General features: G+C 59.5%; 8 protein-coding genes and 1 tRNA gene. 3 read left to right on the top strand and 6 right to left on the bottom strand.

Annotated elements, in window-relative coordinates:
* Positions 1 to 141 precede the first annotated feature (141 nt).
* Positions 142 to 1,137, top strand: a complete 996-nt coding sequence (cra, locus tag D8U69_RS22360; RefSeq protein WP_130908140.1) for a catabolite repressor/activator — start codon at positions 142 to 144, stop codon at positions 1,135 to 1,137.
* A gap of 3 nt (positions 1,138 to 1,140) precedes the next feature.
* Positions 1,141 to 1,917: a TatD family hydrolase gene (locus tag D8U69_RS22365; protein ID WP_130908141.1), complete on the top strand. Its 777-nt coding sequence runs from the start codon at positions 1,141 to 1,143 to the stop codon at positions 1,915 to 1,917.
* 136 nt (positions 1,918 to 2,053) lie between these two features.
* Here D8U69_RS22365 and D8U69_RS22370 read toward each other — a convergent pair whose 3' ends face one another.
* From D8U69_RS22370 to D8U69_RS22385, 4 genes are all read right to left on the bottom strand, one after another.
* Entirely contained in the window at positions 2,054 to 4,084 is a 2,031-nt protein-coding gene (locus D8U69_RS22370) for a methyl-accepting chemotaxis protein (protein ID WP_130908142.1), read from the bottom strand.
* Between the two features lie 179 nt (positions 4,085 to 4,263).
* Positions 4,264 to 5,100, bottom strand: coding sequence for a regulatory signaling modulator protein AmpE (ampE, locus tag D8U69_RS22375; RefSeq protein ID WP_056854975.1), 837 nt, complete (start codon positions 5,098 to 5,100; stop codon positions 4,264 to 4,266).
* Positions 5,097 to 5,657: a 1,6-anhydro-N-acetylmuramyl-L-alanine amidase AmpD gene (gene ampD, locus D8U69_RS22380; protein WP_056854974.1), complete on the bottom strand. Its 561-nt coding sequence runs from the start codon at positions 5,655 to 5,657 to the stop codon at positions 5,097 to 5,099. Before ampD ends, ampE begins: the two co-directional genes overlap by 4 nt.
* Before the next feature lie 64 nt (positions 5,658 to 5,721).
* Complete coding sequence (locus D8U69_RS22385; protein ID WP_130908143.1) at positions 5,722 to 7,902, bottom strand: DUF1631 domain-containing protein; 2,181 nt, start codon at positions 7,900 to 7,902, stop codon at positions 5,722 to 5,724.
* Between the two features lie 255 nt (positions 7,903 to 8,157).
* On the opposite strand from D8U69_RS22385, the gene nadC reads away from it, so the two are divergent.
* Positions 8,158 to 9,006 carry a carboxylating nicotinate-nucleotide diphosphorylase gene (gene nadC, locus D8U69_RS22390; RefSeq protein WP_130908144.1) on the top strand — a complete coding sequence of 283 codons (849 nt, stop codon included), beginning with the start codon at positions 8,158 to 8,160 and terminating at the stop codon, positions 9,004 to 9,006.
* A 45-nt stretch (positions 9,007 to 9,051) separates the two neighbouring features.
* Here nadC and D8U69_RS22395 read toward each other — a convergent pair whose 3' ends face one another.
* Together D8U69_RS22395 and D8U69_RS22400 are read right to left on the bottom strand one after the other, a co-directional pair.
* Positions 9,052 to 9,357, bottom strand: a complete 306-nt coding sequence (locus D8U69_RS22395) for a DUF6388 family protein (protein WP_056855256.1) — start codon at positions 9,355 to 9,357, stop codon at positions 9,052 to 9,054.
* Positions 9,358 to 9,490: 133 nt separating this feature from the next.
* Positions 9,491 to 9,566: transfer RNA gene (locus D8U69_RS22400), tRNA-Thr, on the bottom strand.
* Between the last annotated feature and the right edge of the window lie 221 nt (positions 9,567 to 9,787).

The following is a 9,787-nucleotide window of genomic DNA, read 5'->3' on the forward strand; positions in this document are numbered from 1 at the left end:
AGAATGATTGGCACGTTACTCGATTCTGTTGCGTCGTTGAAGCCCAACTTGTCGGATGCGTTGTGACGATGGTCGACTGCCCGAATCGGGTAGGATTGGCGAAAATGTCGAGGCAAGCTCGAGAAAACAAGGAATTGCGGGTTGAAACTCAGTGATATAGCTCAGTTGGCCGGTGTGTCCGTCACCACCGCCAGCTACGTCATCAATGGCAAAGCCGAACAGCAACGCATCAGCAGCGCCACCGTCGAGCGCGTACGCGCGGTGGTCGAATTGCACGGCTTCACACCCAATCCCCAGGCTGCCGGCCTGCGCAGCCGGCACACCCGCACGCTGGGCTTTATTTTGCCGGATCTGGAAAACCCCAGTTACGCGCGAATCGCCAAACTGCTGGAACAGGGCGCGAGGGCTCGCGGCTATCAGCTGCTGATCGCCAGTTCCGACGATGCACCGGACAGCGAACGGCAATTGCTGCAACTGTTCCGCGCCCGGCGCTGTGACGCGTTGATCGTTGCCAGTTGCCTGCCCCCCGGCGACGACAGCTACCGGCAATTACAGGCCAAGGGCCTGCCGATCATCGCCATCGACCGGGTCATGGAGCCCGAGCATTTCTGCTCGGTGATCAGTGACGACCGCGAAGCCAGCCTGCACCTGACGCAAAGCCTGCTCGACCCGCTGCCCAAACAGATTGCCCTGATCGGCGCCCGTCCCGAGCTGAGCATCAGCCAGGAGCGCGCCGCCGGCTTCAAAGAAGCGCTGGCCGGTTACAACGGTGAAATGCTAATCGAGCACGGCGAGTCGTTCAGCCGCGAATGCGGTAAACAGTTGATGGAAGAATTACTTCAGCGTGTCGGGCATCTTCCCGAAGCGCTGGTGACCACTTCCTACGTACTGCTGCAAGGCGTGTTCGATGCCTTGCACGACTTCCCGTTGAAAAACCGCCCACTGCGCCTCGGCACTTTCGGCGATACCCAATTGCTGGACTTTTTGCCGTTGCCGGTCAACGCCATGGCCCAGCAACATCAGTTGATCGCCGACAAAGCCCTGGCCCTGGCCCTGGCAGCCATCGAGCAATCCGATTACCAACCCGGCGTGCAGGCCATTGCCCGGACGTTCAAACAACGTATTCGTCAGGACTGAGCCATGGACCTGATCGACACCCACACACACCTGGACTTTCCCGACTTCGACGCGGATCGTCAGGCACTGATGGCCGAAAGCCGCGCCCTCGGGGTCAGGGAAATGGTGGTGCTGGGGGTTTGTCAGGACAACTGGCAGCGGGTCTGGGAGCTGGTGCAAGACGATCCCGACCTGCATGCCGCGTTCGGCTTGCACCCGGTGTACCTGGACGATCATCGGCCTGAACACCTGACGCAACTCGGCGACTGGCTGACCCGCCTTGCCGGGCATCGGCAGCTGTGTGCTGTGGGTGAAATCGGCCTGGACTACTACATCGAAACCCTCGATCGCCAGCGTCAGCAAGCGTTGTTCGAGGCGCAACTGCAACTGGCGGTGGACTTCAATCTGCCGGCGCTGATTCATGTGCGGCGCAGTCACGCGGCGGTGATTGCCACACTGAAACGCTTCAAGTCGAAACGTGCCGGGATCATCCACGCCTTCGCCGGCAGTCAGGAAGAAGCCCGCGAGTACATCAAGCTCGGCTTCAAGCTGGGCCTGGGCGGTGCCGCGACCTGGCCGCAAGCGCTGCGCATGCACCGCGTGCTGGCAAAATTGCCGCTCGAATCGGTGGTGCTGGAAACCGACTCACCGGACATGGCGCCCGCGATGTTTCCCGGTCAACGCAACAGCCCGGCGCATTTGCCGGCAATCTGTGCCGCACTGGCCGACATCATGACCATCAGCCCCGCACAACTGGCCGCCGCCAGCACCGCCAATGCCCGTGAGTTGTTCGGCTGGTAAACACATTAAGCAGATCGTTCCCACACTCTGCGTGGGAATGCAGCCCGGGACGCTCCGCGCCCCATCCAGAGCCGAACGCGGAGCGTCCGATGAGGCATTCCCACGCAGAGCGTGGGAACGATCATGCGATGCGGATTTAAACGCGAAATGCGCTGATCAACTGTTTGAGCTCAACCACCTGCGCCGACAACGCGCGGCTGGCGTCCTCGGTCTGGTGCGCACCCTCAGCGGTGCGCTCGCCGGCGCGGTTGATCTCAACGATGTTCTGGTCGATGTCGTGGGCCACAGCGGTCTGCTGCTCCACGGCGGCGGCGATCTGCTGGTTCTGGTCGACGATCATGCCGACCGCACCGAGGATATTTTCCAGTGCGAGCTGGACCTTTTCTGACTGCCCCACGGTGCCGTTCGCCATCTCATGGCTGACCCCCATCGCCTTGACCGCCGCACCGACACCGCCGTGCAACTTGGCGATCATCTGCTCGATTTCCTCAGTCGATTGCTGGGTGCGTTTGGCCAGGGTCCGGACTTCGTCAGCCACTACGGCAAACCCGCGCCCCTGCTCACCGGCCCGTGCCGCTTCGATCGCAGCGTTCAGCGCCAGCAGGTTGGTCTGCTCGGCAATGCTCTTGATCACTTCCAGCACGCGACTGATGGATTGGCTGTCACTGGCCAGTTGATTGATCACCAACACCGACTGATCAATCTCGCTGGCCAGTGCCGCGATGCTGCCTTGCTGAGACTGCACAAGGCCGCGCCCGCTGATGGTTTCATCGTTGACGCTGTGGGCGCTGCTGACCGCTGCCGCCGCACTGCGCGCCACTTCCAGGGAAGTGGCGGACATCTGGTTCATCGCCGTGGCGACCTGCTCGATCTGGGTGCGCTGCCCGGCCACCGCCTGGTTGCTTTGCGCCGAAACATTTTCCACTTGCCCGGCTTGACGCTCGACCTCGCTGACGGTCTGCCCGACGCGCTCGATCAGGTCATGGATTTTCTTCACCGTGCCGTTGAACACCTCGCCCAACTCTCCGAGTTCATCGCGGCTGTTGGCGCTGAAGGTAACCGTCATGTCGCCCGCCGCCACTTTGTCCATGACCCCACCCAGGCGTTTGAGAGTGGTGCGGGTAGACGCGTAGAAACCGCCGTAGAGATAGAAGATCAGGACAAACACCACCGACAGCGCCACGGCCTGCAGGATCATGTGTGTGCGGTTCTGGTCCAGACGCTGCTGCAACTGGTTGCCGAGAAACTTCAGGGTGGCTTCATTGAGTTGGTAGGTCGAATCCATCAAGCCAGTGACCTGGTCGTAGAAGGCCTGCCATGGCGTATCGAGTGTATCGGCCATCACCACCTTTTCTTCGAACAGCTCGCTGGCTTTTTTCAACGAGGCTCTGCTGCTGTCTGCCTGAGCAGCCAGGGTCTGCGCCGCGGCCTTGCTGGAGTTTGTCGCGTCCTGCAACTTCAAGCCGTACTCGGCCTGGAGTTTTTCGATCTGCCCCAACAGGTCATCGAATCGGTTGCTCGATGCCGAGTTGAGAAAACCTTGCCCCAGCGAGGCCGCGCCCATCGCACGGCCGTCTCCCAGAATCTGGGTGATGCGCGGAGTGACGTTGGTCACCAGTTCGCTGAGTTGGCGCATGTCGCTTTGATTGTCGAGGCTCAGACCGGCCTGACTGGCAATGAGTTGGCTGAAAAGCTGGGCATTACCCACCAGCTTGCCCGCCAGGGCACTTTTGCTTTGCAGGGATGTTTCCGTTTGCTGTGCCTTGAACGCAGCGACCATCTCATCGCGTTTGCCGTCGAACACCGCAATGTGCTCCGGATCGCTGCTCATCGCCGTCAACCCTTGCAGGCGCGTCAGCACGCTTTTTTCCAGGCTGCTGATTTGCGCCTCAATGTTCCCGGCCCTGCCGGACTGGCCGAGGGCAAGATTGATCTGCACCAGGTTGTTCAAGGTTTCCAGATCGCGTCGTAGCGTCAGGCTACTGCCCAACAGGTCGAGGCTTTGCAGTTCGATCCGGGTGCCCTGGAATTCGCGATAGGAATCGCGTACCAGATAGAAATTGGTGACTAACATTGGCACCAGGAACAGGACGCTGATCAGGCTGAACTTCATGCCGAAGCTCAGGCGATTCATTAGCGCAACGGCGGGATAGAGCAAGCTCTTCACTGGAAGTCTCCCTTGGATTTCTTATTTTTATTGGCAGGCGCAGCGAGGCAGCAGATAGCCACTATTGAGCGCTATCCCTGTATAGCTTAAATCGGCAGGAAGTTTTGTAACTTAAGGTTAACGAGAGGCCAGCGCAGCCCTGTAGCAGCGGGCATCACTTGCTACAGGGATCAATCGCTTCAGGGCAAGACAGTCCACAATGCAAAACCGGCATACCACAGCACCGCCGCTCGCAGCAGTAACTCCCAGAGCCGGTCGAGATTGTTGATGCCGTCGGGCCCTGCGACCGGTGCAGGAATTTCCGCGGCCACCCGCCCAGCCTTCTCGATCAACTGAGCAGCGCTGATGTTCCAGTTCAGCAATTCGTGCAACATCACCCGGCTGACAGCAACAAAATTGCCGACCAGGGCAAAGCTCGCGGCCAGCAAGCGCACCGGCACCCAATCGAATGCGTGACGCAATTGCCCTGCGCGCTCGACCACGGCCGGGTTTTGCCCGTGCTCTTCAGCCAGGGCCAGCAGGCGGTAGCTCAAGGCGGCGACCGGCCCCAACAGGAAGTACCAGAAAATCACCGCAAAGAAACTCTGGTAAGCCTCCCACAGCAAATGCCCTTCAACCCGCTCCAGCAGTTGTTCGCCGCTGTCGGCGCAGATATCAAGATCGCGCTTGGCGACATGGGCCGCCGCTTGCAGGTCTTCTCGACGCCAGGCATCGCGAAACGGCCCAAGACCGGCCAGCAGATCTCCGCGCCCCAGGCTGTAGATAACCACCAACAGGTGTACCGGCAAGGCCAGCAGACCGTAAGCCACCGGGTCAATCACCACCAGCAGCAGGCCCAGTAGCGCAACGGGAAACAGCACCAGCACCGCTAGTACCAGCCATGGACGCTGCACCAGACGCGGGCTGAGCTCAAGCTTGTGCAGCTCGCGAACCCAGCCGCCATCGCGTTGAACCCGATGGCGCAGGGCCGAAAACTTCTCGATCCAGACCGCCAACAGCAACACCAGAAAACTCATTGTCCTTCCTCTTTTGCCAGGGCTGCGCGATAGCGTGCCCAGTCGAACGCCGGCCCCGGATCCGTCTTGCGCCCGGGGGCGATGTCGCTATGCCCACAGATCCGCTGTGCAGTGATCGCCGGGAACGCCGCTTGCAACTGCCGAGTCAGCCCGGTCAACGCATCATACTGAGCATCGGTGAATGGCAGATCATCCGTGCCTTCCAATTCAATGCCCACGGAAAAATCGTTACAGGTTTCCCGCCCCTCGAAATTCGAAACGCCAGCGTGCCAGGCGCGCTCAAGACAAGAAACAAACTGGGTAACAGTACCGTCACGCTCAATCAGAAAATGTGCGGACACCCGCAGATCGGCAATCCCCTCAAAGTAGGGATGCTCCGTGACATCCAGACGATTCTGGAAAAAGGCCTGCACCTTGCCCGTGGCGAACTGTGCCGGCGGCAGGCTGATGTTATGGATCACCAGCAGGGAAATTTCGCCCTCGGGGCGCGCATTGAAGTTGGGCGAGGGGCACAAACGCACGTCCTGACACCAACCGCTCGCGGGGTCCAACTGCATACCGATTCCTTCAACGACAAGTGTGTTGGCCGTCAGTATGCCGCGATAGCCCCCCGGGATGCGATCACTTGCCGCGCTCAAGGCGTCGCAGATTGCTGATCACCGTCTCCAGCGCCCGATCAAACAGCAAGGTGTCATCGAGCGTACGCACCGTACCGCGACGAAACTCCAGGGCCAGGCTCGCACGGCTGTGCTCCAGCACCTTCATGCCAGTGCGGTTGACGAAAATGTAATGGCCCGTGACGTCGATAATCGCTGCCAGCTTGCAGCGCAGCGTATTGTCCTGATCCTCCTGGAACTCGACCCAGCCACCAAGGCGCAACTGGTCCACGTGCCACAGCCCGATATCATCGGCCGACAAAGGCACCGCAGTGGCCTGTACCGGTCCTTCATCGGCTGACTGCAAGACCATTGCTTCGAGCACCTGAACCAACTCCGGCGCGTCCTTTGGCGCATGAGCCTCAGGCTCGAACAACTGAACATGCAAACCTTCCAGCTCACTGAAAAACTCACTGGTGGCGAACGGATCGAACGTCGAACCACTCAGGCCTTCGCGCAACGCCTTGAGCAAGCCCGGCACCAGCGCCAGCAAGCGCGAACGCGCGTCCGGTTCGTCATGGCACTGAACGCTCCAGACCAACTGCTCCATGGTCTGCACAGCCGCATGCCACTGCGTCGATTGATGACCATGCTTGAGAAAGGTCAGCAGCAACACTTTGCTCCAGGCGTCCTGAACAAACAGCACCACGCTGCGCGGCAAACTTTTGCCCAACAAGGCCAGATTCAAAGCCTGTTCGACATGTTGACGGGCCAGCGCAGCTTTCGCCCGGCCTTCTTCAGCGTCGCGGGTGCGTTGCTCCAGCAATTCACTGCGACGCCGCTCATCGGCGATGAACGCCAGGAAGTCAGCCAGCAGATCGGAAAAAATCGCCGGGTCATCGACGAAGTCATTCAACAACCGCTTCACCACCTGCTCGATGCGCAAGTACAGGCTATCGCGCTGAACATCGTCGCAGCTGCTCCAGCCGAGCGTGGCACTGGCTATTTCATTGAGCAGACGCCTGGCCGGGTGATCGCCGCGACTGAAAAAACGCTTGTCCAGAACCGCCACCTTGACCATCGGGATTTGCAACTGGCCAACCAACGCCTTGAGGCTCTGCGGCAAGTCGCGGTCGTGGCGGATGCACTCGAACAGCATGGCGATCAGGTTGATGACATCTTCATCCGCCACCCCCACCACGCGCGACTTGCCGCTTTTGACACTGACGCGAGTCAGCAACTGTCCCAGCTGATTGCGCAGATCGAAATCGTCCTGGCTGGCGTGCGTCGGCACGTATTGCTGCAAGTACGAAAGCAGCCGCAACAGGTCCCTTGAGGAAATCGGCTGTGCGGGCGCGCTTGCTTCGAGGATTGGCGTGAAACGGCCGCGCACCTGGGACAACAGGTGCTGCAATGGCAGAAACACCGGTGGCAGGCTGTCGTCGAGTGCTGACACTTGCGACTCAACGGCCACAGGCGTTTCGACAGACGTAGCAATCGTTCGCGCCGGGACGGGCTGGAGATCGGGCAGCACGCCCATGACTACCAACAACTGGTTGGCTTCACCATAGAGCTGGTCAGCATCGTTGAGCACATAGCGCTCGAATAATTTGAGGATAATCAACTTGACCTTGATCTCTACCCCGAGATTGCGCCCGGCCTGCAGGAAAAACTCACACAGCAACGTCGGCCCCAAAGGGTTGTGCCTTTCAATCAGCGTCTTGCCCAACAGCGTACTGAGGCGTGCGGTGAGCTGGTCGAGCGCCAAACCGTCACGATCCAGTATTTTATTGACCATCGCTTCTACCGCGACTGTGCGCTCCAGCTCGTCGCCGGGCTGCGCAAACGAAGCGCCGGCCGACAGCGCCATGGAGCCGTTCACAGGTGTTACGTCGTAGCGGGAAAGACGAGCAAATGCCTCGAAGATCTGATCGAAAAAAAGCCGCTCGATATTTTTGCGCTTGAGGCGCAAATCGCGCATGGCCTGGAAGTAAATGTTCTGCTCGATGCTATCTCGAGCCCGATCCGTCATTTCAAAAAGTGTGTCGTCCGCATTGTCAAACAGTGCCTGCAGGCCTCTCCTGAGCTGCAGCACAGCCTTGTCGCGAACCTGAAGCAGAATCACAGGCAGGCGGGTGAGCGGCGTATGAATCGCCAGATCGGTAGGCGCCTTGTGCAAAGGCACTACATTCCCGTCGTTGTGCATCCCGGTCCCCCTGAAACAATGATTCCACGAATCGTCAAAGTCATGACGTCAATTGCAAGGCGCGATTATCTTGCAAAAAACCACCCGGGTACCAGCGACCCGTGTTCCTCCATGGAAATACAGACCAGTACGGGCGGTATTTGCTTGCGGGAATCGACCAAATGCATGTTTCGCAGCGCCGACAATCTTTCGCACGCCTTGGGTTGCTCCGCGGCATGGCCCTATAATCGGACCACTTTGTTTGTGGAGTCCGTTATGCCGAATCTACGTCTCGCCGATCTGAACGCCGAAATCGAAGCCAACGTGCGCCGCGCGTTGCTCGAAGACATCGGCAGCGGCGACATCACCGCGCAGCTGATCCCGGCCGAACGCCTGGCCAAAGCCACCATCATTACTCGCGACGCTGCCGTCATTGCTGGCACCGCTTGGGTCGACGCGGTTTTCCGGCAACTGGACCCACGGGTCGCAGTGCATTGGCAAGTCGCCGATGGCGAGCGGGTGAAACCCAATCAGGCGCTGTTCCACCTCGAAGGTCCGGCGCGCTCGCTGCTGACCGGCGAACGCAGCGCGCTGAACTTCCTGCAAATGCTGTCCGGTGTGGCCACTCGCGCGCAGTACCTGGCGGACTTCGTTGGCGAAACCCAGGTCAAGCTGCTCGACACCCGCAAAACCCTGCCGGGACTGCGTCTGGCGCAAAAGTACGCCGTGACCTGCGGCGGTTGCCACAACCACCGCATCGGCCTGTATGACGCCTTCCTGATCAAGGAAAACCATATTGCTGCTTGTGGCGGCATTCCGCAGGCCATTGCCGCCGCGCACAAGATCGCGCCGGGCAAACCGGTAGAGATTGAGGTAGAAAGCCTGGATGAGCTCAAAGAAGCCCTGGCGGCCGGGGCAGACATCATCATGCTCGACGAACTGAGCCTGGATGACATGCGCGAAGCCGTGCGCCTGAACGGCGGCAAGGCAAAACTGGAGGCCAGCGGCGGGATCAATGAAAGCACGCTGCTGCCGATCGCCGAAACCGGCGTGGATTACATCTCGATTGGTGCGATGACCAAGGATGTGAAAGCGGTGGATCTGTCGATGCGCTTGAGTCTCTGATCACATCGAACTGTAGGAGCGAGCAGGCTCGCTCCTACATGAGTGTCAAACCACCAGATTATTCATCTCGCAGTACTCTTCCCACTCGACGCCCAACACTTCGGCAGCTTCCTTATGCAGCTCCAGGCGCTTGGCCTCGAACTCTTGCGGGGTGCAGGTGTACTTGAGCGTCAACTCCCAAGGCTGCAGGCCCTGGGCCTCCGCCTCATCCTCGAACGCCCACTGGATCTGATCTTTCTGATCGTCGGCGGGCAGGTCCTTGATCTCATCGGCTAACTGGGGTGAGTCGATCAAGTATTTCTTGAGCGCTTCTTCGTGGCGGGCTTCTTGGGTCAACTCTTTAACGGTCATGGCGTTCTCGCTGATCTGGGGAATGGAAGATGGATCTGGATCATCAAGGATCTCTCTGACGCAAAAAACCGTATGAAGCGCGGTTTGTCTGGCCTTCAGAACCATTCGGGATCATCTGAAAACAGAGTGTCGCTGGTGCCCGAGACAGGAATCGAACCTGCGACCTTCGCGTTACGAGTGCGCTGCTCTACCGGCTGAGCTACACGGGCGGTGGGCTAAACCTAGCACTGACTTTAGGGTCAGGCAACTTCCAAGTCGCTTCAATTTTCTGCGGACAAAAAAATGCCCCACAGCTTTCACTGCGGGGCATTTTCTACAACGTTGAAGCCATCAGGCTGAAGGGCTGATTAAACGCCCGAAGCCTTGGCAGCTGCCACGTCTTTGATGGACAGCTTGATACGGCCGCGGTTGTCCACGTCCAGTACCAGTA

Origin of the sequence: Pseudomonas sp. Sample_16, assembly GCF_004307665.1 — a bacterium.
Classification (GTDB): domain Bacteria; phylum Pseudomonadota; class Gammaproteobacteria; order Pseudomonadales; family Pseudomonadaceae; genus Aquipseudomonas.